General features: G+C 45.0%; 21 protein-coding genes and 1 pseudogene. 4 read left to right on the plus strand and 18 right to left on the minus strand.

Annotation, left to right across the window (positions count from 1 at the left end; translation table 11 throughout):
• Positions 1-28: 28 nt before the first annotated feature.
• The 4 genes from L6I86_RS17035 to L6I86_RS17050 all read right to left on the minus strand — a co-directional run bounded on the left by L6I86_RS17035 (position 29) and on the right by L6I86_RS17050 (position 4,809).
• Positions 29-1,153: a Ger(x)C family spore germination protein gene (locus tag L6I86_RS17035; protein WP_236288976.1), complete on the minus strand. Its 1,125-nt coding sequence runs from the start codon at positions 1,151-1,153 to the stop codon at positions 29-31.
• Positions 1,150-2,262: a GerAB/ArcD/ProY family transporter gene (locus tag L6I86_RS17040; RefSeq protein ID WP_236288978.1), complete on the minus strand. Its 1,113-nt coding sequence runs from the start codon at positions 2,260-2,262 to the stop codon at positions 1,150-1,152. Before L6I86_RS17040 ends, L6I86_RS17035 begins: the two co-directional genes overlap by 4 nt.
• The gene (locus L6I86_RS17045) at positions 2,255-3,784 is read right to left on the minus strand and encodes a spore germination protein (protein ID WP_236288980.1); all 1,530 of its coding nucleotides are present in this window, start codon (positions 3,782-3,784) and stop codon (positions 2,255-2,257) included. The genes L6I86_RS17040 and L6I86_RS17045 overlap by 8 nt, the downstream gene beginning before the upstream one ends.
• 146 nt (positions 3,785-3,930) lie before the next feature.
• The gene (locus tag L6I86_RS17050) at positions 3,931-4,809 is read right to left on the minus strand and encodes an ATP-dependent DNA ligase (RefSeq protein WP_235550441.1); all 879 of its coding nucleotides are present in this window, start codon (positions 4,807-4,809) and stop codon (positions 3,931-3,933) included.
• 308 nt (positions 4,810-5,117) lie between these two features.
• Between L6I86_RS17050 and L6I86_RS17055 the strand changes: the two genes are divergently transcribed.
• Positions 5,118-10,385, plus strand: a complete 5,268-nt coding sequence (locus L6I86_RS17055) for a lamin tail domain-containing protein (protein WP_236288982.1) — start codon at positions 5,118-5,120, stop codon at positions 10,383-10,385.
• A gap of 87 nt (positions 10,386-10,472) precedes the next feature.
• On the opposite strand, the gene L6I86_RS17060 is transcribed toward L6I86_RS17055, so the two are convergent.
• The 6 genes from L6I86_RS17060 to L6I86_RS17085 form a co-directional block, all read right to left on the minus strand.
• Positions 10,473-10,952, minus strand: coding sequence for a carboxymuconolactone decarboxylase family protein (locus L6I86_RS17060; RefSeq protein ID WP_236288984.1), 480 nt, complete (start codon positions 10,950-10,952; stop codon positions 10,473-10,475).
• A 181-nt stretch (positions 10,953-11,133) separates the two neighbouring features.
• On the minus strand, positions 11,134-12,039 hold the full coding sequence (locus L6I86_RS17065) for an RNA polymerase sigma-70 factor (protein ID WP_236288986.1): 906 nt from the start codon (positions 12,037-12,039) through the stop codon (positions 11,134-11,136).
• Positions 12,040-12,195: 156 nt separating this feature from the next.
• On the minus strand, positions 12,196-13,278 hold the full coding sequence (locus tag L6I86_RS17070) for a Gfo/Idh/MocA family protein (RefSeq protein WP_236288988.1): 1,083 nt from the start codon (positions 13,276-13,278) through the stop codon (positions 12,196-12,198).
• Between the two features lie 250 nt (positions 13,279-13,528).
• Positions 13,529-13,756 (minus strand): tautomerase family protein, encoded by a 228-nt coding sequence (locus tag L6I86_RS17075; RefSeq protein ID WP_420851904.1) that lies wholly within the window; start codon positions 13,754-13,756, stop codon positions 13,529-13,531.
• Positions 13,757-13,858: 102 nt separating this feature from the next.
• Entirely contained in the window at positions 13,859-14,389 is a 531-nt protein-coding gene (locus tag L6I86_RS17080; RefSeq protein WP_236288990.1) for an NUDIX hydrolase, read from the minus strand.
• A gap of 227 nt (positions 14,390-14,616) precedes the next feature.
• Positions 14,617-15,012 carry an aldo/keto reductase gene (locus L6I86_RS17085; RefSeq protein WP_236288992.1) on the minus strand — a complete coding sequence of 132 codons (396 nt, stop codon included), beginning with the start codon at positions 15,010-15,012 and terminating at the stop codon, positions 14,617-14,619.
• 33 nt (positions 15,013-15,045) lie between these two features.
• On the opposite strand from L6I86_RS17085, the pseudogene L6I86_RS17090 reads away from it, so the two are divergent.
• A pseudogene (locus L6I86_RS17090) lies at positions 15,046-15,204 on the plus strand (aldo/keto reductase); the annotation flags it as partial.
• A gap of 173 nt (positions 15,205-15,377) precedes the next feature.
• On the opposite strand, the gene L6I86_RS17095 reads toward L6I86_RS17090, so the two are convergent.
• From L6I86_RS17095 to L6I86_RS17105, 3 genes are all read right to left on the minus strand, one after another.
• Positions 15,378-15,713: a DNA ligase-like domain-containing protein gene (locus tag L6I86_RS17095; RefSeq protein ID WP_236288995.1), complete on the minus strand. Its 336-nt coding sequence runs from the start codon at positions 15,711-15,713 to the stop codon at positions 15,378-15,380.
• A gap of 137 nt (positions 15,714-15,850) precedes the next feature.
• Positions 15,851-16,660, minus strand: a complete 810-nt coding sequence (locus tag L6I86_RS17100) for a TrmH family RNA methyltransferase (RefSeq protein ID WP_056618932.1) — start codon at positions 16,658-16,660, stop codon at positions 15,851-15,853.
• Between the two features lie 8 nt (positions 16,661-16,668).
• Positions 16,669-17,328 (minus strand): potassium channel family protein, encoded by a 660-nt coding sequence (locus L6I86_RS17105; protein ID WP_236288997.1) that lies wholly within the window; start codon positions 17,326-17,328, stop codon positions 16,669-16,671.
• Between the two features lie 176 nt (positions 17,329-17,504).
• On the opposite strand from L6I86_RS17105, the gene sspI reads away from it, so the two are divergent.
• Entirely contained in the window at positions 17,505-17,708 is a 204-nt protein-coding gene (gene sspI, locus L6I86_RS17110; protein WP_056618924.1) for a small acid-soluble spore protein SspI, read from the plus strand.
• Between the two features lie 152 nt (positions 17,709-17,860).
• Here sspI and L6I86_RS17115 read toward each other — a convergent pair whose 3' ends face one another.
• The 4 genes from L6I86_RS17115 to L6I86_RS17130 form a co-directional block, all read right to left on the minus strand.
• Positions 17,861-18,958 carry a Gfo/Idh/MocA family protein gene (locus L6I86_RS17115; protein ID WP_236288999.1) on the minus strand — a complete coding sequence of 366 codons (1,098 nt, stop codon included), beginning with the start codon at positions 18,956-18,958 and terminating at the stop codon, positions 17,861-17,863.
• 20 nt (positions 18,959-18,978) lie between these two features.
• Positions 18,979-19,611 (minus strand): ThuA domain-containing protein, encoded by a 633-nt coding sequence (locus L6I86_RS17120; protein WP_236289001.1) that lies wholly within the window; start codon positions 19,609-19,611, stop codon positions 18,979-18,981.
• 30 nt (positions 19,612-19,641) lie between these two features.
• Positions 19,642-20,805 (minus strand): Gfo/Idh/MocA family protein, encoded by a 1,164-nt coding sequence (locus L6I86_RS17125; RefSeq protein ID WP_236289002.1) that lies wholly within the window; start codon positions 20,803-20,805, stop codon positions 19,642-19,644.
• A gap of 64 nt (positions 20,806-20,869) precedes the next feature.
• Positions 20,870-21,901: a LacI family DNA-binding transcriptional regulator gene (locus L6I86_RS17130; RefSeq protein WP_236289004.1), complete on the minus strand. Its 1,032-nt coding sequence runs from the start codon at positions 21,899-21,901 to the stop codon at positions 20,870-20,872.
• 272 nt (positions 21,902-22,173) lie between these two features.
• Between L6I86_RS17130 and L6I86_RS17135 the strand changes: the two genes are divergently transcribed.
• Positions 22,174-23,538 carry a putative bifunctional diguanylate cyclase/phosphodiesterase gene (locus L6I86_RS17135; RefSeq protein WP_236289006.1) on the plus strand — a complete coding sequence of 455 codons (1,365 nt, stop codon included), beginning with the start codon at positions 22,174-22,176 and terminating at the stop codon, positions 23,536-23,538.
• Here the strand turns inward: L6I86_RS17135 and L6I86_RS17140 are convergent.
• Positions 23,533-24,333 (minus strand): YheC/YheD family protein, encoded by an 801-nt coding sequence (locus L6I86_RS17140; RefSeq protein ID WP_236289008.1) that lies wholly within the window; start codon positions 24,331-24,333, stop codon positions 23,533-23,535. The genes L6I86_RS17135 and L6I86_RS17140 overlap by 6 nt on opposite strands.
• Positions 24,334-24,440 lie beyond the last annotated feature (107 nt).

Consider the following 24,440-nt stretch of genomic DNA (forward strand, 5'->3'; position numbering starts at 1 on the left):
CAGTTTAAATGGCAACCATTTTTATCTGTTATTGGATTTGACCCAGCCGCACAATTTCCATATCTACATGAACATCATAAGATGCCGATTGATACATCTCATGCCATGACTCACTCGTCAGATTCGAGTGGTAAACTCGGCTCCGAAAAATTTCGCCAAACCCGATCGGATCCGAATTTAAGGAAGTTAATTTCTTTAGTAAACTATTTATTTGCTTTTCTGATTCTTCATTCATTCCTTTTTGCAGGGCTTGAATGACACTGGCTTTACCGAGATCGAACTGCGCAGAGCTTTCCGTAAGCATTCCCTTCAATTTGATATTGACTTGAAACTTAAGTGGGTTCTGGCTGATCAACTTTTTACTGCTATCGCTAGATATATTCTCCACCACAACACGTACGGTCTTATCTTGTACTTTCTTCGCGATATCACCTAATTGATCCGAGTCTAAGGACAGTTCGATACTCCCCGCTTTAAAACGATCCCGTATTGTCTTGAGGAAGAAAGCTTCCCTTGGGTCTACTGTACCTACCAGTTTGTCACCACTGAAAACAGCCACATCTTTCAACTCTATGGAATCGCCTTTTCGTTGTAGCAGCGGTACCATGGGATCTGCTGTAGAATATAAGGCAGAGAGGAATTCATGAAGTGTGCCTGAAACCATCTGTTCATCCATAATATTCTGGTCAATGTCGTCTACAATAAAGGTTCCGACATCCGGGAACTGAGTATATTTATGCATTAATAGATCTTCTGCTCTGTCTTTACTGACAGCCATATAAACCGTACTAGCAATGGAGGCGTCTCGAAATAAGGTGTCCACCAATGGCAAGAGTCCAGCCTGGGCAAGTTTATAATCATAAATGGCGACCCGAAGCTGACCTGAAACGACCTTCTTATTCGACTTACGGTTCGCAGCAACGCGAGCCCCTTTACTTGTCAGCCCCTCAGAGGTGATCGTCATGACAGATGATTTGGAACTAGGATCGATCTGATGAATCACATAGGTAGCGTTAATTTTTTCCCCTTCACCTCGGTCATACCCGGCTGCTATCACCATTCCTAATTTCTCCAACACATTTGTCTCTAAATGTAAGCTGCTAACTAAAATGCATACCAGCAACATAAAGAAAATGATATTGAATCTTTTCATTCATTCACCTCTGCCTGACTCTTATTCTTCTGCCTCCAGAAATATATATGGACAATTCCAAAGAGAAACACCGGATACACATATACAATATAAACAGCCCACATAGCAAAAAGATCATTAATTTGATTAATCTGTATCCGGGAGTCAATGAACGAACAAGCGATACAAGCAACTCCCATAAATAGATACAGCCAGTATTTTTGTTTCCATAAAAACGTACGTTTGAGCCCTTTAGTCGCCGCCCAGCTGTACATGAGCAGATTAGGAACTATCACTAAGAGCCACAAACTAACGCCTATATACTCAAACCGTTCTAAAAAAGGAAATTTGATAATTTTCAACATGGTAAACGTAGCCCAATCTGTCTTCAAAAGTTCACCCCCACTGAAGAATACAATAGAAACAAACATGACAGATGTGTACACCAAAGTGACACTCATTAAACCGATTTGGGTATACCGTTGGACTTTGGACTTATCTCTGGCATACGCATAAATAAAATAGAGAATTTCAAATCCCGTCATAGTGAACGACATCGAAAGAACTCCTTTACTCAGATGCTTTAGATCTGTTTCAAGTAGGGGTAATACCCCTGTCCAATCCGCATATCTCAAAGGGAAGTAAAGTAGAAAGATGAGCCAAACCGTGAGCGTCACAAAAACGAAGCATGCCCCTACAATCGTTCGTATGCCTCCATTTACACCATAAAAAACGATACTTGTAATCAATAACGAAAGTACCCACTGCGGAGCGTTAGGAAATAACCAGACCTGAATCATTTCAATATAATTGCGCATCACAATAATCGTAGCGAATAAGAAATAAACGATATAGATGAGATTCAAGACATTGCCGAGCGATTTTCCGTAGACTAGTAAATGAATTTCATAAAGGTCCTTATTTGGGAATTTCGCCAATGTTCTAATCATCAGCCAGACAACTAGCTGTGTTACGATACCTGCAATCAAGACAGCAATCCACGCATCATGGCCTACTATTCCAAACACAATTCTTTGATAACCAGGGAGACCAACCCCCACCAGAGCATCATGGATAATAAACATGAGTAAAAAACTGCTATACATGTAGGTTTGTTGTGTTTTACTCATCGATATCCGTGTTTCCCTTCAGGTTGTTGTTCTCCCCATTATTGGCGAATACGGAGCGTTTCGGGGCCAATTTGTATGGAATCCTTATGAGACCATCTCGTTTGTTTTTATTTTCAATTGAATAAGGAGGGTAGAAATAAGGTTGTCCCAGACTGGATTGCCGCAGCAAATGTAGAACTAAAAAAGCAATGCTAACAGCAATACCTAAACCACCAATTATGCCTGCGGATAGGATAACTGGAAACCGAATAATACGGATCGTATTTGCCATGGCAAACACTGGTGTAGTGAACGAGGATAAGGCACTCAACGCAACAATGATGATTAAAATATTGCTAGTGAATCCAGCTTGTACCGCCGCCTGTCCAATGACAATACCACCAACAATGCCCATCGTCTGACCTACTTTGGATGGTAGTCTTGCACCTGCCTCACTTAAAAGCTGAATGATCATTTCCAGCATTAGCGCTTCTACAAGTGGAGGAAAAGGTACTCTTGCACGTGATTGGGCCAAAGGGACAAGGAATGCCTGCGGGATAATTTCGTAATGGTAGGTAAGTGCAGCCACATACGTTGCCGTAGCAAACAGGGATATCGCAATACCCACAATGCGCAGGCCGCGTAAAAATAGGCCCGTAAGCCATCTATAGTAATAATCTTCAATTGATTTAAAAAAATCAAAAAAAGTGTTGGGGCAAATGATGATCTGCGGACTGCCGCTAACGACGATAACAGCCTTCCCCTCTAGAAGTGGAAATATCGCTCGATCTACCCTCTCAGTCGTGATCATTTGCGGAAAAGCAGAGCTAGGATTATCTTCCAGCCATTGAACTAAAATCGTTGCATCTAATAGCGCTCCCAGATCCAACCCCTGAATGCGGTTATAGATATGAGTCACCATTTCTAAATCAGCGCGGTTGCTTAAGTAGACGAGGTGAACGCTCGTTTTCGTATTTTCGCCTATATTTATTGCGATTTCGCATAGATCCGGGTTAGGCAAATATTGATGGATCAGCGCCAAATTGGTTTCCAAATTTTCCGTAAAAGCAATTTGTGGCCCTAGAATTTGACTCTCATTTTCAGGCTTAGTCAACGCTCGTTCTCTTCGTTTTATCGTGTTGGCCAGAAGGCCATACTTATACCCGCTAATGTGGATATACGTCCAACCTTGCAAGATATGTTGCTGCATATGGTACCAATTATCGTCCAATAACAGCTGACCTATTGGCAGCAAATCCACCAACTTCTCAGGGGAAGTCCGCTCTTCTATTTCAATTAATCGATCGAGGATTTCTTGGAAAAGAAGCTCCGAATCCACCAAATTACTTAGATAGTAAACACCATATGTCATGTTATGGGTTAATTCTCTACTAACAAAATCAGGAAACATACGAAACGTTTCTTGAAATTGTATGTTCATTTGAGTCAATTCTGCTACGAAATTAAAGGATGTAGTCGCCGTCACATAGGGCTCATTAATCTTAGGTTTGGGTTTAAACAAGAAATTTTTTATGGAAAACATGGTTGCAATCACCAAAATCCCGACGTGTCGATAGTAGGAATATCATGCGCGGAATCCATGCAGATTATGTAAATGAATGGGTATATGTATACAGAAAAAGACTGAACTCACCTTATCTTCCCTAGTGAATTCAGCCTTATTACAATTTAAATAACAAATTCCATAAATTCCGGTGAACGCAGTCTCCCGCTTAGGGTCCAGCTTCTAGTTTTAACCCTCGCCATAATCCGCGGCTCCATATAGGCGAAATTCTTGTCTTCCTTGAAAACTAAGCGTTTCTGCACGCTTTCTATCACTTTTTGGTGGATAGGTGATACGCCTGATTCAACAATGCCTACAGGAAACTTAGATCCATCTGCTGCATCAATTGAGACCAGTAAAGCAAAATTATTTTTTCTATAACCAGAAATGTACACATCTGCATACGTCCAATTAATTACTTTTTGCCAGCGGATGGAGCGTTTGTTTATTTCATAAATGGAATTTTCTTTTTTGGATTTTATGATAATGCCCTCAAGCCCGCGGCCGCGAACTTGTTCATAATACTCGATGGCATTTCCTTCAAACATTTCAACTTTTTTATAATTTTCATTTTCTTTAAAAGCCTGATTCAATAGTTCTTTACGCTTAAGCAAACTTAAACCCGTGACGTCAATACCTTTGTATCGCAAAATGTCAAAAGCACAAAAAACCACAGGTTTCTTATTTTTTCTAGATAAAAACCTTGCGGACATCGCTTCAAAATCAGGTTTTCCTTGATCATCCAGCACGACTAATTCACCATCCAGTATGGTGCCTTCCGGTACAGGGCATCTTAATAGCTCAGGGAATTTATGCGTTATTAAATCATTGTGTCTCGTATACACATACAGTTTATCCATATGGGAAAGAATACATCGTAAACCATCTAATTTTAATTCCGCAATATGATTCTTACTGTCAAATGGCTGGTTATTTTTGGCATTGTACAGCATCATAGGAGAAATGAACATGTTATTATCACCCTGACTTAAATGATACTTCACAATGAACCTTCTGCCTATTGGTAACTGTTTCCCGAGCTTCTTATATAAAATAAAAGAATCCTCCAAGTCTATCTTCCCTTTTGTGAAGAAACCTAGTATATTAAACGTACAGTTTAATAAAAGCGTTTTCATGGCCAGGAGATAATGAGAGGCCCTAACACCAAACGATGTGTTTTCATCGTGGTTGTTAGGGCTTTTTGTTGTTCATTCGCAGAAAGGAGTAGACATGTAGCATAAAATGTATCGTTTTTTCCTGAGATTTCCGGATTTTTCGTTCTCACAGTCACAAACGAAATGGAGGAATAACATTGTACAAAAAAAGTTTTTCGAAAATGATCGCGAAGTGCTTAGTAGCCGCGTTGTTGACATTGCATGTCGTTGGATTGGGAAGCGTTCCGGCAGCCCATGCTGCTACTGTAAGTCCCTTAGACTTGGTGATCTCCGAGATCGTTCCAGCTTCAAGTGGTGCAGGACAACCCTATGAATATATAGAGATCTTCAACCGTACATCAGAGACGATCGATCTCGATAACTTCAAATTACAGTACTATACTGCGTCACCTTACACAACTGCAGGTAATACTTGGAAAATATCCAACAAAACTATCGGGCCAAGAAGCTACTTGGTCCTCTGGTTAAAAAAATTCGATTATCCTAATGTACCGTTAAGCGACTTCAACCTCAATTATGGTGTTAATCTGACCACAACTAACGTATTCGAGATTGCTTTAACGACGAGTGCCCAAGGGCTACATGACTCATCAAAGCGTCGTGTCGCCATTGCCGATGGCAGCGGAAATGTGATTAGCGGAGCTTTTATTAACGACGGCGTCGCTGATGGTACCGCTAGTAACATCAATAAGAGTGTCACTTACACATACACAGGAAATCTGGATACAACCAAAGTTGCAAACGGACAAATAGCTTCTCCCGGAATAAAACCAGCAATCCCAGCGGACCTAACGGCAACGCCATCTATAGACAGTGTAGCGCTAAGTTGGAAGGCGAATACGGAAGAGAATTTGGCAAGTTACAACGTTTATGTGCCAGAGACGCAGCAAGCTTACACCGTTACAAGTACGACATATTCAATTGTAGGCCTGACAAGCGGAACCGCATATACTTTCCAAATCACGGCAAAGAATACGAGCGGAATCGAGTCACCGCGGACGTTAGTCAGGACAACCACGCTAACGAATGGTAATCTGCCTCCCTCAACGCCTACAGGATTGATGGCGGTTGCCGGCCCAGCGTCGGCAACTATTACCTGGAATGCCAACACGGAATCCGATGTATCTGGTTATAAGGTTTATATGAACGGTAATGACATTTCCGGTACCGTAACTGGTACAACGTACCAGGTAACCGGATTGACGAACGATATCACGTATCATTTTACGATTACGGCCGTTGATAACGTCGGCCAGGAATCAGCTCTCTCGGGTGCAGTCGCCACTATACCACGACAATATCCTACCCTAATGATCACGGAAGTAGTACCGGATAGCCTGAAGATTGATATGACCAGCGGCACGCCTGATGCCTATGAATTTGTTGAAATCTATAATACAAGCAGCGATCCGATTCATTTAAAAGACTATAAAGTTATTTATTCAACGCCGACCGTTTATAAATGGCCGATTACGTCCGATATCGTAATTCAGCCAAAAGGAACTGTCGTGTTATGGGCCAAAAATACAAGTAACTCCACAACGAATACAGCTACATTAGCAGGCTTTAACACGAGCTACGGCACGAACCTGACCACGGATCGCCTTAGTGAAGTGGATGCTCTAGGAGGAATGGCCAACGCCTCTCCTCGAACGTTATCCATTGCAGCTCCAAACGATGTACCGATCAGTACGGTTTCCTATGACGCGGTAGATGTCGGGGAAAATCGGGGGGCTAATTTCACCTATCCGACGGATGGAACGATCATAATGCGAAAGCTAAGATATACCGAAGCCGCAACACCGGGCTCCGTGTTTGCCGCTCAGCAGCCACCATCGTCATCGGATCATAGTGCACCCGCCGCGCCTACTGGACTAACGGCTACAGCGAGAACAAACAGCAGCGAATTGAGCTGGAACACGAATCTTGCGGCAGATGTCGCCTATTACAATGTGTATTTGGATGGAACTCTAAGTCAAACGCTGCTAGGAAATCGTACAACCGCTACTATCATTAATTTGCAAAATAATCGACCTTATACGTTCGCGATTACAGCAGTAGATACAGCTGGTAACGAATCGTTGAACTCCGAGATCGTAACAGTGACGCCTACAGGAGCGATGCTGCCTAAGCTTCTAATCACAGAGCTTTCTCCGGACACAGGAAACTACTTACCCTCTGGGGCACCTACCAGTTATGATGCCTATGAATTCGTGGAGATTTTCAACTCAAGCAATACTTCGATAGATCTCGTGGGTTACAAGCTGCAATTTACGAGTGCTGATGTGACGAAAAGCTGGGAGAAAACGATCGACCAATCGTTCGTGATCGCTCCGCGCGAAATTAAGCTCATTTGGACTCGAAATGTCGGACTCGATTTCTATTCAGATGAGCATTTTAATCACTACTATTTCGATACATATTCAGAAAAGTATATACCACTAGGAAACATATACAAAATAAATGACGTCAACGGTCTTATCAATGCCGGTCAGCAAACGCTTGCGATTTCCGACCCGAATGGAACGGAGATTATACGTGCAACATATAACGATAACGGTGCGACCGATTTTGCAGAGAAAAAGACAATCACCTATGCTTATCCGTTTGACGGATCGACAACCATGAGGAAGGTCGGCACAATGCAATCCACGTCACCTGGTGTATTACAGGATGGACAGGTGCCTCCAAAAACGAAAACAGACGATCTTGCCCCCACCGCTCCGACTGGCGTTACTGTTGTTGCTGGTGAAGGTAAAGTATCACTTAGTTGGAACGCCAATATAGAATCGGATCTCAACGCTTACAAAGTTTACAAAGATGGACTCTTAGACATCATCTTACCTATAGGGCAAACAACGTTAAATGTGCCACTGCTTCAAGGAGGAATCTCGTATTCCTTCGAGATATCCGCACTCGATTCCTCTGACAACGAATCGCTGAGATCTGCAGTAGTCGTAGCAACGCCGACGCACCAACGTATCACACAAACGGAAAGAGCCATAAATCCATTTAATTCGACTTACCAAATGCTATGGAACGTAAGCAGCGAAAGAGCCATTATTCCTGGACTTGCTGAAGATTTCGTTCCACAAGGAATGGCGTACGACAAAGATGAAGATTGGATTATCATCACCAGTTATATGGAAGACAAACGTCCGAGCACCTTGTCGATCATCGATGCACAAACCGATCAATTGATCAAATATGTAAACCTATATGATGGTAGTGTACCTTATAACGGCCATGCCGGGGGCGTAGCTGTCAGCAAGGATCATGTATGGATTGCATCCGGGTCAACCATTTATCAATTGAGCAAGGCAGACCTAATCAATGCCCCGGATAAAGGCGGCGTATCCTTCGAAAACAAGTTTGCAACGGTCACTAACGCATCCTTTACCAATTATGCAGAGGGTGTTCTATGGGTAGGAGAGTACTACTACCCACCTACTTACACAACGGCTTCCAGCCATACGATGCTGACCCGCGACAATACATACCAATACGCGTGGGTAGCTGGGTACCGATTAGACAGCCAAACTGACGTACTGCCAACCGGCAGAAATGACGGAACGAATACGGTTATTCCCGATTTGATTTTGTCCATACCGGATAAAATACAAGGAATGGCGATGCTGCATGACAGCATCATGCTTAGTCAGTCCTATTCGCGGAGCAGGGATAGCAATCTTTTGAAATACAATAAGCCTGATTTTAACGGAACCGCCGATACGACCGTGAAGGTAAATGCCGTCGGTGTACCCGTATGGTATATGGATAGTCATGCGAAAGCGGCTGGTAATAACGATATGCTCGTTCCACCTATGTTGGAGAATATGATCGAACGGAATGAAAAGTTATATCTATTGTTCGAATCCGGTGCTAACGAATACCGAGATACAGCCAACTATACCCTTGATCGACTCCAGATGGTTGATTTGTCACAGTGGACGAATTACGGAAACCCTTCCATTCACGGCTTAGCCGCTTCAATGATAGCAGGAACTCAAGGTCAGGCGAGTGTGTTGGAGGAAATGGGAAATAAGCCACAAGTGGACGTTACACATGGATATCACTTTGCGAGCAGCAACCCTAGTGTTGCGGAAATCTCAGCAACTGGATATCTTCATGCAAAAACGTATGGAGAAACCGTTATTAGTGCATCCAACGGCATCCGGACAGCAACGTTTTCCTTAACGGTAACGAATTCGATTGATGAGCACAATCAGGAGCCTGTCTACTCACAAGAACCTGTATCACAACCTGCAGCACCTCAGTTGGAAATAACCTCACTCATTGTAAAACCAGAAGATTTAACTTCGACGAGCGGAAAAGTTATCCTCAAGTTATCGAGTGAAAAAAACCAAGTTATACTGCCAGCCAATACAATAGAATTGCTCAAAACCGGCTCTTTGGAAATCGTCAGAGAGGATCTTACGGTAACACTTTCAAAGGATTCACTACAAGCAATTGCCGCACAAGCGACTGAGGGAGAACGTAAAGATGGATCAATTTCTTTTAAAATAAACAAACTGAAAGCCGACAACATAACCACTCAGCTGAATCATGCCAACGGTCTAGAAAATACAATTGTACGAAGCGCAAGCGATGCCGTGGACTTTCATCTGAGCATTGTGAACAGTGATGGCGATGAAAAAGAAATCAGCACATTTGAAACTCCGATTACCGTTACCTTTAAGATCAACCCCCAGATGGATAAAAATCTGTTGGGCATTTATTATATCGACAATCATGGAGTTGTGGAGTACGTCGGTGGGGAATTAAAAGGAGATGTCTTGGAGGCTCAGCTGCACCACTTCAGTACTTACATCATGTTGGAGTACAACAAGCTTTACGCTGATGTTCCTGAAGGATACTGGGCGAAGCCGGCCATCGCCGAATTGAGTGCTAAGCATATCGTACAAGGTGTAACCGATATGACATTCGAACCTGCCAGAGCCGTAACACGAGCTGAATTTGCGGCGTTACTCACAAGAACTATGCAGCTGAAAGCCGTACAACGATCTTCATTTGCTGACGTCCCCGAACATGCATGGTACGCCGAAGCCGTCACAGCACTAGCTGAAGCCGGTATCGTGAACGGAACCGAAAGTAACAACTTCGCCCCGGATCGTACGATATCCCGCGAACAGATGGCGGTCATGCTGCTTCGGGCTGCGGAGGTCGGCGGGACTCATGCTGAAACCGTAAGCATGAAACCGACATTTACAGATGAAGACATGATCAGTGATTGGGCAAGAGAAGCCATAGCGAAAGCAGTCCTCATTGGCTTAATCGAAGGTAAAGATGACCATCGCCTGGATCCACAAGGCCCGACATCCCGTGCGGAGAGTGCCAAGTCGATCTACAATTTATTGAAGATAATGAATTCATCATTGCAATAATGATACCAGTACAAAAAGATCTGGATGCGCGAAGCACCAGATCTTTTTGTATTGTCACGCCCCAGCTACAGTCTAATTGGGGAGCTATTAGCTAAGGCCAGCTTTGGTCAATCCGAATGCTGCGTCGGCCGAGCCTGGTACGTTCTTGAAAGCGACGTTGATGCGATTCCAAGCATTGATAGCCATTACGGAGAAAGTCAGATCTGAGATTTCTTTCTCAGAGAACTGCCCACGTACGCGATCATACAATTCGTCTGGCACACCATGTTCAGGAAGCTTAGTCAGAATTTCTGTCCAAGCCAGTGCAGCCCGCTCGCGGGGCGTAAACAGTGTCGATTCTCTCCATATTGCAATATGGTAGAGGCGAAGCTCGCCTTCCCCATGGATCTTGGCTTGTTTGACGTGCATGTCTAGACAGAATCCACAACCATTCATTTGTGAAGCTCTGATGTGAACAAGATCAAGAATCTTCTCTTCAACAGCACTCCCCTGTTCTGCGTTGCTGAATTCCAGCATTTTTTTGAAAAGCTTCGGTGATTGCTTCATATAATTTAAACGTTGTGTCATAAGTGATTACCTCCTATTTTTTCTGACACTAAGAAGACAACTGGCGACTTCAATGTGTGACAAAATCTTCACTCCCTCCCCCTTCTTATACATGCTAATTTCTGCATAAGCACTTTCCGCTCTGTTCATACTATCTCAGAGATCCCCTAGTTGGCAGTCGACGTAAAACCTCAACTATCCATTAGATGAAACGCTGTAGTTTATCTGGATTGACGATAATGTAAATGCGTTGAATCGTCATGGTTGGTTCATCCCATTCAAAACAAATGACGCCGGTTGGAACACCATCTTGCGTTAATAATACCCCTGGTTGCTCATTGACCTCGACAAGCTGCGCTTTCGATGCTGGAAAGCGACTTTGAGAGAGAGCACTCAACAATTTGAGCACGCGTTCTTTCCTATATATAGGCTGGATTGCTGCTGATACTTTCCCTCCACCATCCGCAATCAGGATGACATCCTCTGTTAACATATCCACCAAGGATTGAATGTCACCATTCGAAATTCCCGAAATGAATCGTGTCACCAGTTCCTTTTCTTTAACCAGACGGGTGGATGTGCTTGCCTGCTTTGCTGAGGAGACATCTACCTTCTTCTTGACACGACTGAATATTTTCCGGCAATTCACTTCCGTTTTATTAAACATTTCACCGATTTCACTGTGTTCATACGCAAAAACTTCCCGAAGAATAAACACCGCTCTCTCCAATGGGGTCAGTTTATCCATCAGAATAAGAAAAGCATAAGAAATCGTATCATGGCGCTCTGCGCTTTCCAACGGACGATCCTCGCCTAACTGCACGGTTGGTTCTGGCAGCCAATGACCCACATAACTAATTCTTTTTCGCCGTGCTGACTTTATTTCATTCAGACATCGGTTAATCATCATTTTGCTTAAGTATGACTTGATATTATGAATATTCTCATGGATATGACCATGAATACTTATGAACAAATCCTGCACCATATCCTCTGCATCTGATCTAGAACCAAGCATCCGGTACGCAATGGAAAACAAATGAGGCTTATAGGTTGTATACAAATGCTCTGTACTCGTTGTGGGGTGATCCATTGTGAAACTTTGCATAATAACACTCCTTCTTTCCTAAGAGAACCTCAGCCATTCGACAGAAACAGGCGTCCTTTGATAAGACAACTGGCGTTGTCCATCTGTGACATAAAACTTGAAATAAAAAAACAGCCATCATTGGCTGCTTTTCTTTATTGCGCATATATCACTATTTCAGCGAGGCAACTCCACCGATACCTCACGACGGGCCGCAGCGGAGCGCAGGACGCCGTCAATAATCGCTTGTTGGATTAGAATCTGCTCACCAGGAATTGGTGCTGGTCGACCATCTCGAACTGCTTCGGCAAAATCGTGTACTTTCTGATCGAACAGATTCAATTTATGCTCGACAAGCGGAACTGGCGTCGCTGTATGTCCGCCGAATTCATCATGGAATAGCGTTATGGAACCTACGGAGCCATCCCATACCCCTGACCACGGCCCAGTACCAGCTGGAGTCACTTTAAGACCCGCATCCGTACCGAGAAACATCGTTGCTCCAAGGGTATCCATGTGCATCGCCCACGATATTTTGAATTGCAGCACAAGATCATTCTCAAAGCGAACCATCGCAACCCCGAAATCTTCGACTTCGAACTTGCTTGCTTCCGGATGGTATAGGGCGTTAGTGCCGAAATGGTTAGACGTAAATGCAGACACCGTTAGCGGACGAGGATATCCGAGCGTATTCAGCGCCATGTCTAGCGAGTAACAACCAATATCCGCCATCGCGCCTGCTCCGGCGAGCTGTTTACTGATGAATGTCCCGCCTGGCATACCCCGACGACGCCCGCCTCCCGTCTCTACATAATAGACATTGCCAAGTCGTCCTGATTGCACTATCGTTTGCAGCAGCTTCATATTCGGATCATAGCGAGGCTGGAAACCTAGTGTTAGCATCTTCCCGCTCTCTTTCGCCGCCTGTGTCATATCAATACCTTCTTGAAGTGTCACCGACATCGGTTTCTCAAGTAATACATTCTTTCCTGAGCGCAAAGAATCCACAGTCGTTACGTGATGGGAAACGTTCGGTGTGCAAATGCTAACCCCATCCAAATCTAAGTGCAATAAATTCGTATGGCTATCAAATGAAGCAGCTTCCGTTAATCCTTCCTTCTGTGCGAATGCTGACGCCTTCCCTGGGATTACATCGGCCACACCTACAATCTCCACATAGTCAAGTTTTTTATACGCGGATATATGGGCTTTGGCAATGCCCCCAGTTCCAATGATCCCAATACGCAGCTTTTTGCTCATTGTCGTCAATCCTTCTCTCTATGAAAGTGTTTGAAGTCCGAACTTCCCTTCATTTCAATATAGATTGACAATAGCATATAGAAGAACGATTTTTTAGTTCATATTGATGCCATCGGAAGTGTAAGATTGCGACATTCGCCGAATCACCGCTCTTTCGACTCGCTAATCCCCTCTACAATACCAAGAGCCGAAGCCGCTCGAGGCCATCCTGCATAGAAGGCATATGAGGTAGACACTATTTTCCGATGAGTCATAGGTCACGGCCTATCCTAGGCGCTTTTAACATTTGGGCTTCTCCGTTACCGAACGACCAATCCTCGAATTCGTTATCCACCAGCACCACAAACACATCTTCTTTCCGCATAGGAAGCTCATTGGATAATAGTTCAGCTAGCGCCCTATAAAAACCTTTCTTCTGCGAAGTCTTTCTCCCTGATTTCAGTGTTATTTGAATGTATAGCAGTCCATCACACGGGATCTTACTGCTTCGTGGACAGCACGTAACCCCCTTCTCTCATAAGCAATTGTTCTTACAACTTTTGAAAGAGGTATTGAACAACTCCTGAGCGTCCTTCTACTTCTACACAGCCTTCCCAGTTAATATGCGTACGGCCTCTTTAAGTATCGTCATATCTCGCAAAAGCATAAATTTGGATGAATAATCGGTACAAGTTAACACGGACTCATTCATCACGGCCAGTGCTTGATCCAATGACATCCATTGAACGGCCATCCCTAGCTGGATCTCGTTTTCAGTAAGCTTGGTATCGCGGAAGCTAGCTTTGGCATTTGCTATATAACAGTAGGAGAATTGCAAATACTTATTTCTGTTTTTATGCTCTTCGATATACCCCAATTCATGAATGATTTCAGCTTCATAACCCGTCTCTTCCTGGATTTCACGTAGAAAGGCATCCCTTGCATCTTCTCCTTCATCTACCCCACCGCCAGGTAGTTTGTACAGGTTCGTTTTGGACATATACATCATGGCAACGTTTAACGGGTTATCGACTACAACTCCTCTTGATCCGAATCGAGAGATGGTATCTAGAAACTCAATTGGTACACTACCTAGGATATCGTTATCTGTAATTTTTCTGATCAGTTGCACAAAATCAGCCCCCATTCAAGTCCTTATTCGACTTCATTATAAGCGAAATGTCAGAAGAGCTGGTAAACCCTTTGATAAGGTTCTAGCATTTTTAATAGAAACCATTATTGAGACTGGACAATGCGTTACAGCTCCGCATGAAATGCAAAAAGAAGGTCCCATAAGCCATCAATGTGGCGTGGGCCTTCTTTTTGTCTCCAAATCACTTTCTGCGTGTCGTGAAAAGTTCAAAAGAGGTCAAGGTAGTCCGTTTTTAGGCGGCGGAGGCTATCATCGACGGATGTTATGATATGCTTCCTACTCAACCCACGATCATTTGCTCCTGGCCCAATCGCACCGAAGCACTTCGTTGCTAACACCACTTTGTCTCGTTTACTTCCTAACCATTCCCCGATAATCGACTCGGTAGCACCCGCGACGGCTTGCGAAACCCTCCCAATGGGATACACATCTGCCGTATCAATAAAATTCACTCCAGCATGGAATGCCTTGTCAAGTATTTCGAATGAGGTTTTTTGGTCTGCCTGATTACCAAATGTCATCGTACCCAGACACAGATTCGTTACTTTTAATCCCGATTGTCCTAAAGATCGAATTTCCACAATAAGCACCACTTTCCCCACGTTATTGTTATTTTTCGGTCGAGAATACCTCTGGTCGTTGTGATTCCAAAGTCGGTACGTAAAGAAAGAATCATCGAAAACTTCAACATCTTTGATTTTGAATTAAGCGAACAGGATATGGCGTTGATTACTACGTTAGATACGAAACAAAGCCTGTTCTTTTCACATCGCGATCCTGAAATGGTGAAATGACAGTAATCTGGATATTTAACGCGAATAAAATGAGAAACAGCGGCAGTCATGGACTTTTTTCCCGTCCGAGGCTGCCGCTGTTTTCTATATCCGACACTCTTTCAACCAGCCGGTGACCATCCGCGCGTTTCTTGCAGAGCAGCCGGTGGGCAATCCTTTCTATTATTTCCACCCTAATACGTCCAATAGCAATTTTCAGGATCCTTCTCAAAAAGAAACCCTTTAAATATACTCGTTTGAAGCTGATGTTGATCGGTACGCTCTTGATATTGAATCCTACAGCATAGCTTTGGCTCTACCCAAAATGTTTGCTTTTCCATTCTAATTTGTAGCTGTCTTGCTATCTCTAGAAATGCTTTCTTATCATTTTCACTAATGCCAATTTCAACGATACCGATAGGTTTATACCTAACTGTTTTAAAGTGCAGTCCTATTACCAAGCCAAACTGCGGTTCTGTACGATAGCCTAAAATAATGGTGTCGATGGTTTTGAAATTTTTAATTTTCAACCAATCACATCAAAAAATGTAACAGGATGCGTTCTAAGCGCAGCTCCCACCCATCTGATTAATTGAAAACATAAATATTGTACTCATCTAAGGAGTATTGTACGCATCCACTATTACAACTCACACACGACGTTTGGTTAGTTTTGCTGGTTCATCCGCTGCCTAGCCGCCTCAAACAGCAAAACCGTCGCCGCCATAGCGACGTTCAGCGATTCCGCCTTGCCCTGCATCGGAATAATGACCTTCACGTCCGACTGCGCAGCAACTTCCGGCGACACGCCCTTGGCCTCGTTGCCGAAAATCAGCCACGTCGGCTGTCGCAGGTCCGTGTCGTAACACGAGCCCTGCGCCTGCAGGCTCGTCGTCACGAGCCGCACGCCGCGCTCACGCGCGCGCGGCAGCAACTCACCCAAATCTGCCTCCACAATTGGCAGATGATACATCGATCCCATCGTCGAGCGGATCGTCTTGGGATTGAACAGATCGACCGTGCCGCGGCCGAGCACAACCGCTTTCGCCCCGACGGCATCCGCACTGCGGATGATCGTGCCGAGGTTGCCAGGGTCCTGAACACCGTCCAGGACTACGACCAAATCGTGCTCGCCAGCAAGCAGCTCGTCCATGCCAACCTGTGGCCGCGTCACGATGGCCACTACACCCTGCGGCGTCTGTGCATCCGAGCACTTGGCTAATACCGCTGCGCTCACGCTGACCCATTCGATGGCGCGATCACCAGCGAGGGCGACAAGCTCCAGAGGGCTCCCTTTTTCCGATAGAAAAAGAATAGTCTCCACCTCGGCCCCAGCCTTCAAAGCTTCCTCAATCAAATGATAACCCTCGATGATATACTTGCCTTGTTTGTCCCTACCGCGCCGCTCTAAGAGCTGAGCCCAGTCCTTGACTCTTGTATTTTGAACAGACATGATTTCTACATATGCATTTGTCATGAATATACCTACTCCGCAAAAGTGACTTCAAAGTTCTGAAGACTCGAATTTTTACCCACAATGACCAAAATATCTTCTTGTTTAAGCGGTGCCTCCGCACTCGGCGGAATAATCATCTGCTCGTTATGTTTAATCGCTATCACGTTGCATCCATATTTGGCACGCACATCGAGTTCACGCAGACTTTTGCCAAGCATCTCTTTCGATGCTCTCATTTCTACAATACTGTAATCGGCTGAGAGCTCTATATAATCGATAATGTTCGATGAAATCATATGATGGGCTACACGTTGCCCCATATCCCGTTCTGGATAGACGATTTTATCTGCGCCAATTTTTTTGAGAACCTTGCCATGGAGATCATTCACAGCTTTAACGATCGTCGTAGCTACGCCCATTTCTTTGAGAATTAATGTCGTTAGAATACTTGCTTGAATATCTTCCCCAATGGCCACAACGACAACGTCAAAATTGCGAATCCCGAGCGCCCGCATAGCTTCCTCATCCGTAGAATCGGCTTGAACCGCATGAGTCACATAAGCGGAAACGTCTTGAACCGTTTCTTCGTCCTGATCAATGGCAAGAACCTCGAATCCTAGTTGTGATAACGTCTTAGCAACAGCTGAGCCAAATCTTCCCATCCCAATAACCGCAAATTGTTTTCTCACCGGTCACGTTCCTCCATATTCCAAGAATATATCCCATTTATTATACCATACTCAGCCCCCTAAGCTCACTTCACAACAATGGAGCCACTGCCTTCATTGGCGAAGAGTGGGAAGGATGAAGCCATCTGAATCTGCACATAGTAATAGCGAGAATGAAATGGAAGCGAGGTCCTTGAATGAATATTACCCTTAGACAAGCCATCCACCAGCGGGTTAATAACAAAACACCAGAAGAACTCAAAGAAGTTATTGAAGACTCGATCGGTGGAGAAGAGAAAGTTTTACCTGGGTTAGGTGTTCTTTTTGAAATTATATGGCAGCATTCAGAAGCAAGTACGCAAGACACACTCGTCGAAACGCTTAAGGCGCATCTTGAGTAAATGCCCCCCTACATGAACCATCTTATTGTTAAAATAACTACAAGTTGCTGGGGGATGCTTCGGCATCCTCTAGCTAAAACAAATTAAAATCCCCCTCATCAGTCACTGACCAACGAGGAGGATATTGTCAAGCTACTACGATTTCGATTTACTTATAATACCGTCAACGGATTCATCGCTGCCGGCTTCTCGCAGCTGCTCTTCATTACATAATGCTGACCGGAGTCAGACGCATCATGGAAACCATGCATCGCTTCCAACACGTGATAGGCAAGCTCGCCGTTCGCACGATGTGCTGAACTATCGCCTGTTATCAGCGCTTGCGCCATCGCAGCAACACCGAGTCCACGGTTATTGTCTATGTAGCCGTGTGAAAGTGGAATCGGTTCATATACGGCAGAACTAGGTTTGCGAATAAGCACTTCCCCGCCGAAGTTATTCGGATTAGGCACACTCAACGAGCCATGACTGCCATAGATTTCAATGTGGGGCAATTGCGTACCTGCCATAATATCAAAACTTGTCACAAGCGTTGCAATAGCACCATTATGGAAATCTAATACACCTGCCACATGTGTTGGCGTATCTACTTGGATTTTCTGCCCGCGCTTCTTCTCACTCGAAATCGTACGCTCTGGGAAGCTCACAGCGGTTGAACCCGTTACACGACGAATGGGTCCGAGCAATGCCACGAGCGCCGTTAAGTAATAAGGACCCATGTCGAACATTGGGCCGCCGCCTTTGGCATAGTAAAACTCTGGATCTGGGTGCCAATGCTCATGCCCCTTCCCCATCATGAAAGCCGTAGCCGCAATCGGTGTACCAATCCATCCATCCTGAATCAGTTTCACGCAAGTTTGGATACCGCCACCCAGGAACGTATCTGGCGCACTTCCAATCAGAAGTCCTTTGCGCTTAGCAACCTCCAAGATTTGCAGCCCTTCTTCTCGCGTTACGGCAAGCGGTTTTTCGACATACGCATGTTTACCAGCTTCCAGAATTTGAATACAGACTGCCGCATGTACAGCTGGGATCGTCAAATTAATCACAATGTCCACTTGTGGATCAGCCAATAATTGTTCTACCGTGTACGCATGCGCAATCCCGAACTCCTCAGCACGCGCTTCTGCTTTACTCACATCAATATCTGCACAAGCGACCAACTTCAAATGTGCGTAGTTAGGAATATTTTTCATATAAGCCGCGCTTATATTTCCACATCCAATGATACCAACCTTCATCTTGCTCATCGCTTTATGTCCCCCTATAGTTAGCGTGTTGCCCAAAGCAATCCGCGTCGCATTAATTCTAGTGTCTCTGGCATACGAACAATGTTAGCTTGATGCCCCAGTGAATTATAATAGACTTTCCCTGCACCGTAAGTTTTGGTCCATACGACCGGCATTTCTACATCATCAAAGTCCGTCACCGCATGCACCTTGATCGCAGGGTCGACATGCATATAATACTTTTCCGAAACTACGACGAAATCACCAATGCCCGCGGTCAAAGGCTGCTCGCTATCTTTCATACGAACCGTATACGTAACACCATCATTACCAGGATGCGCCACCCATTGGCCGCCCACCATGTACTGATACTCCACTTCATTACGGAACGAATCAGCCATCCCGCCATGACATCCTGCAATTCCCGTTCCGCCAACTTTCACCGCGTTAATGAGAGGTGTCAGCTGCTCTTTCTCAATTTTTCCCATGGTCCACACTGGAACGATCAGATCCATACTCGCCAAACGTTCCTCATCCTGGAAGCTGTCCAGCGTATCGGAAACTTCCACCGCATAGTTCTCTTCCCTTAACAGTCCTGCAAAAATCCCCGCTACCTCCTCGGGTTGATGACCATCCCAGCCACCCCATACAATCAATGCTTGTTTCTGACTCATGCCATTCCTGCTCCTCTCTCCATGATCCTTTTATACTTCACTTATACGAACCCAACGGCGCTGTGCAATCGATTGATCCACGGCTTCCAGTACTTCTTGACACTTAACGCCATCCACAAAATTCGGAACTGGTTGTCGATCCTCGGAAAGCGCTGACATCAACTCCACGACTTCATGTACGAAAGTATGCTCATACCCGATCGTATGTCCTGCTGGCCACCAAGCATCCATATAAGCATGTGAGGCATCTGTTGCAAGAACACGTCTGAAACCCTGAACATCCTCATCATCACTTGTAAAATACACCTGCAACTCATTCAATCGCTCGAAATCGAACTTCACGCTACCTTTACTCCCGTTAATTTCAAAAGAGTTCGTACACCGATGCCCGGGAGCAAATCTCGTTGCCTCGAAGCTGCCCAAAGCGCCATTCTCGAAACGAGCCATGAACAATGTCGCATCATCAACCGTAACAGGACCATGCGGCGCATCTTTGCTACCTTTGGCACTAAGTCCCGTCATCGATGTCGGAAGCGGACGCTCCTTAATGAAGGTCTCACTCATGCCAATAACCTCAGTCATGTCACCCACAAGGAAGTGCGCTAGATCGATCAGATGCGCGCCCAGATCGCCATGCGATCCTGAACCTGCAATCTCCTTCTGCAACCGCCACACCAATGGGAACGTCGGATCGACGATCCAATCCTGCAAGAACCACGCACGGAAGTGGTAGATCTGGCCGAGGCGGCCGCTCTCCACGAGCTTCTTCGCCAGCTGTACCGCGGGTGCAAACCGATAGTTGAAGCCGACCATGTGCTTCACGCCAGCTTCTTCAGCCGCTTCCAGCATCTCCCTTGCATCCGCAAGGGTCAGCGCCAGCGGCTTCTCGCAGAATAGATGCTTGCCGGCCTTCGCCGCCGCCAAAGCAATTTCCTTGTGCGCATCACTCGGCGCATTGATATCGACGACGTCGATATCCGGATGCGTAACTAGCTCGCGCCAATCCGTTACATACCCGTCCCAGCCGAATTGCTCGGTTGCTTGGCGAACACCGTTCTCGTCGCGGCCACAGATGAGCTTCATCTTTGGAATCGCCGTCTGTGGAAAGAACATAGGTAAATCTTTATAGGCATGACTATGTGCTTTTCCCATAAATTTATAGCCAATCATACCGATATTGAACGTTTTTTTCATCGCATACACGCCTCCCCAAGTGTGTTCTAATTAAGCTAAACAAGTTAATAGCCCATCTCCATAGCTATTCCTGCCTTATCCACTTCGACGACTGCCTAATCTTCAATTCTGTCGGCAGCTTAACTTGCAGCTGAACCTCACTGCTTCCCTGCCCAACGCTAGCTAGAACGGCACGGGCTGCTCCTTTGCCCATTTCAAAAAAGGGCACTTTAATACTGCTGAGCGGTGGATCACTTAGCTTCGCAGCATCCGAGTCATCGCACCCGATAACCGCATAATCTCGCCCAGCTATCCATCCCCGTTCGCGAAGCCCTTGCATCAGTCCAATGGCCATGCGATCATTAGCCGCAAATACAGCCTCAACTTGATCCCGGATCTCCCACACCTTTGCGGCAATCTCATATCCGCTAGTCCGGCTGTAGTTCCCCTCAAACAACAATGCAGGATCCATCGTTAAGCCAGCTTCTAACATCGCCTTTTGATACCCATGACGTCTATCCAAGGAATTCGTATAGTGTGGAGAACCGTTGAGAAAGGCAATTTTCCGATAGCCTTCATCCAGTAAATGACGAACCGCTTGATAGCTCCCCTCCACATGATCCGCATCAACTTCAAGGAAGGATAACCCCTCGAATCGTTGATTAACCAAGCAGAAAGGTAGTCCCTGTTCCTGCAATTGCAGTAAAGAACTTCGCTGTGATTCGGTATCTCTCGCCCCGAGAATGACACAGGCATCTACTTTTTGAGATCGGTATAAGCGGCCGTAATCCAAATCATCATCTGGTGTTAGGAGAGACAACAACATGTCATAGCCTTGCTCCCTCACCTGCTCCCCAATCCCGCTAAGAATCTCTGCAAAATAATACGCGGAAAACAGATGCACCTTCGGCATATAAGGAAGCACGACCCCCAAATTACCGCTTCTTCTTCGAGCAAAGCTTTGCGCAATCGCATTGGGATGATAGCCAAGTACCTTCGCTGCTTCGAGAACTCTTTCTTTTGTTGCAGGCTTCATCGGACCAAGTCCATTGAATACACGAGATACAGTCGCCTCAGATACCTTAGCTAACTCAGCAACCTCTTTTCTCGTCACCATGTTGATTGGCTCCTTTCCGCCTTATTTCACGTAAAATGTACACGCGTACATTTTCTCATTCAGAAGCTACTTCTGTCAATATAAATTCAGAATATTACTCTTCCTATCACATTCGCCACATTTCGACATTTTCATCAATTTTTCATTAAGAAACGCGAAAATAAAGTCCATTTTTTGTCATAAAAGCAAACTCTTAATATTGTTTATCTCCTCTTTGAGCTTTATGATAAAGGATATTGGGACAACTATGAGATGGGAATGAGTGATAGCAAATGAAAGCAATCTGGCGCCATCTTCGGTTCACTGCGTCATCAATGATCGATGCTCTCACGAGCCGATCACAGATCACTCGACTTCACTCCCGTGGGCAGCTCCTTGCCCAGTTAGAACATGCTGTTCGGAAACACGATGATTCCTCATCCGCTCATGTCCGTGCATGTCTTGTTTTCGATATTGATCGTTTTCGCCAAGTGAATTTCTCCCTAGGATATGCATGCGGAGATCATCTCCTCCAGGAATTAAACCGCAGATTGAAAGTACTGGATCACATCGATCTTGTGGTTCGATCTGGTGATAATGAATATACACTCCTTCTTCGAGTACACAAGCAAGAACAACTTCAATCTGCGCTTCATCGTGTTGGGCAGATATTTGATCCCCCTTTTACTTACCAGGGTCAGGACTGCTTCCTTCGTGCAAGCTTCGGTCTGAGTGACCTTACGATAACACCTGATAATGTACAACAAGCACTCCACCAAGCTGAGCAAGCACTCCTCATTGCCAAACAAACAGGCAAGAATAAACTCATTACTTTTCACCCCTTACCAACACAACAACGTTTTGCTAGTCAGATTCAAATGGAAACCGACCTGCGCAAAGCGATCGCAGAGAATCAGCTATTGTTATACTATCAACCTCGACTTGAGCTCTCGACCGGTCAAATTAGTTGTCTGGAAGCCCTTGTGCGTTGGAATCATCCCCTACATGGCATGATTGCGCCTGCTGAATTCATCCCGCTTGCTGAGGAATCCGGCCTTATTTTGCCACTTGGTGAATGGGTCTTGCGGGAGGCTTGTCTACAGAAAGCACGATGGCTCGCTGAAAATAAACTTGATTATCAAGTTGCCGTCAACATTTCGCCTTGCCAGTTTCAAGATGAGAACTTTGCGGATAAAGCTATTCACATCATTCAACAAACCGGCATTAACCCCTCTTATTTGGAGTTCGAAATTACCGAAAGCTCTATTATGCAAAATATGGAGAAAACGATCGCCGTCCTTGACAAGCTTTGTTCCAAAGGAATTTCCATCTCCATCGATGATTTTGGGATTGGCTATTCGTCCCTTAATTATTTAAAGGAGTTTCCGATACATTGCCTCAAAATCGACCGTTCCTTCGTCAAAAACATTCAAAGTAATTCCAATGACTGGGCGATTACGAACGCCATCATTCACCTCGGACATGCCCTTAATATCCAAGTTGTCGCCGAAGGGGTCGAAGATGTGGGGCAACTTGATATTCTCAAGGAAACAACCTGTACAACCATTCAAGGTTTCTTGCTTAGCCCTCCGATTTCTGCCTATGACATTGAACAAACCTTTCATATGAATGACAACAGACCGGTTATGATTTCATAACCGGCCGTATGCTTTGGCGTATCTTCTGATTTTGGCAAAAATGCGCTTATCCTTTAATCTCCGAAAAATATAAGGATCCGGACTCGTATTCACTTCAAGAATCCATGGCTGCAAATCTTTATCTAAGGCTACATCAACGCCTATCTCTTTTACCCCTCTATACCGAGTATTAATCGCCTTAGCCACCTGTATACCCATGACTTGCAGCTGGTTCACATATCCAGTTCTCTCCGCCCGGGGCAAATACTTCTTTAACAAAGTATCCACCGATTTCAACGTGCCCCCATTATGAAAGTTCGTAACAATCTTTGCGGGATGTGCCACGCGGCCAATAATCCCCGTTGTCTCCCATTTTCGAGCAGGCGTTTGTTGCACCATGACGCGGAGATCAAAACGATTCCCCTTGTAAGTCAACAAATGAATCCCTTTCTGTACTAAATAACGCCGTTTCCTTGTCACCTTTAGGAGTGATACGTACATGTCATTGAAAGTTTTGAACCTTTTGATGGTTACTCCAGATTGGTAAGAATAGGACCGTTCTGCCTCTTCCCCTGTTAACTCGATACGAATCACACCGTTCCCAAACATCCCAATATTGGGTTTTACGTAGACCATTTTATATTGTTCGAGCATTTCTTGTAAGGTGACTGAATTCATGCGTTTGGTACTTGGCACATACTTGCGAAGTGATTCGACAGACTCGACAGCCTTCGTTTTGCCAATTTTACTACTTACGTATCTTGCCTTATTCAAGCTTATCGGTTTCTTTGTACTCTTCTTCCTAATTCTCTTCATACCAGGCCTCCAGCTTCGAATTCACCCCATCCTAGTGTATGAAGGCAACAGAGCATTGGCGACAAAAATACAAGAAGAGGCTCCCCCTGAAATCCATCAGGAGAGCC

The sequence above is a fragment of the Paenibacillus allorhizoplanae genome, from assembly GCF_927798215.1.
Lineage (GTDB): Bacteria > Bacillota > Bacilli > Paenibacillales > NBRC-103111 > Paenibacillus_E > Paenibacillus_E allorhizoplanae.

Excerpts from the sequence above, each read along its gene's own strand:
- L6I86_RS17035 (WP_236288976.1), bottom strand. The coding sequence starts at position 1,153 with ATGAAAAGATTCAATATCATTTTCTTTATGTTGCTGGTATGCATTTTA.
- L6I86_RS17040 (WP_236288978.1), bottom strand. The coding sequence starts at position 2,262 with ATGAGTAAAACACAACAAACCTACATGTATAGCAGTTTTTTACTCATG.
- L6I86_RS17045 (WP_236288980.1), bottom strand. The coding sequence starts at position 3,784 with ATGTTTTCCATAAAAAATTTCTTGTTTAAACCCAAACCTAAGATTAAT.
- L6I86_RS17060 (WP_236288984.1), bottom strand. The coding sequence starts at position 10,952 with ATGACACAACGTTTAAATTATATGAAGCAATCACCGAAGCTTTTCAAA.
- L6I86_RS17065 (WP_236288986.1), bottom strand. The coding sequence starts at position 12,039 with ATGCAAAGTTTCACAATGGATCACCCCACAACGAGTACAGAGCATTTG.
- L6I86_RS17070 (WP_236288988.1), bottom strand. The coding sequence starts at position 13,278 with ATGAGCAAAAAGCTGCGTATTGGGATCATTGGAACTGGGGGCATTGCC.
- L6I86_RS17100 (WP_056618932.1), bottom strand. The coding sequence starts at position 16,660 with ATGACAAATGCATATGTAGAAATCATGTCTGTTCAAAATACAAGAGTC.
- sspI (WP_056618924.1), top strand. The coding sequence starts at position 17,505 with ATGAATATTACCCTTAGACAAGCCATCCACCAGCGGGTTAATAACAAA.
- L6I86_RS17115 (WP_236288999.1), bottom strand. The coding sequence starts at position 18,958 with ATGAGCAAGATGAAGGTTGGTATCATTGGATGTGGAAATATAAGCGCG.
- L6I86_RS17120 (WP_236289001.1), bottom strand. The coding sequence starts at position 19,611 with ATGAGTCAGAAACAAGCATTGATTGTATGGGGTGGCTGGGATGGTCAT.
- L6I86_RS17125 (WP_236289002.1), bottom strand. The coding sequence starts at position 20,805 with ATGAAAAAAACGTTCAATATCGGTATGATTGGCTATAAATTTATGGGA.
- L6I86_RS17130 (WP_236289004.1), bottom strand. The coding sequence starts at position 21,901 with ATGGTGACGAGAAAAGAGGTTGCTGAGTTAGCTAAGGTATCTGAGGCG.
- L6I86_RS17135 (WP_236289006.1), top strand. The coding sequence starts at position 22,174 with ATGAAAGCAATCTGGCGCCATCTTCGGTTCACTGCGTCATCAATGATC.
- L6I86_RS17140 (WP_236289008.1), bottom strand. The coding sequence starts at position 24,333 with ATGAAGAGAATTAGGAAGAAGAGTACAAAGAAACCGATAAGCTTGAAT.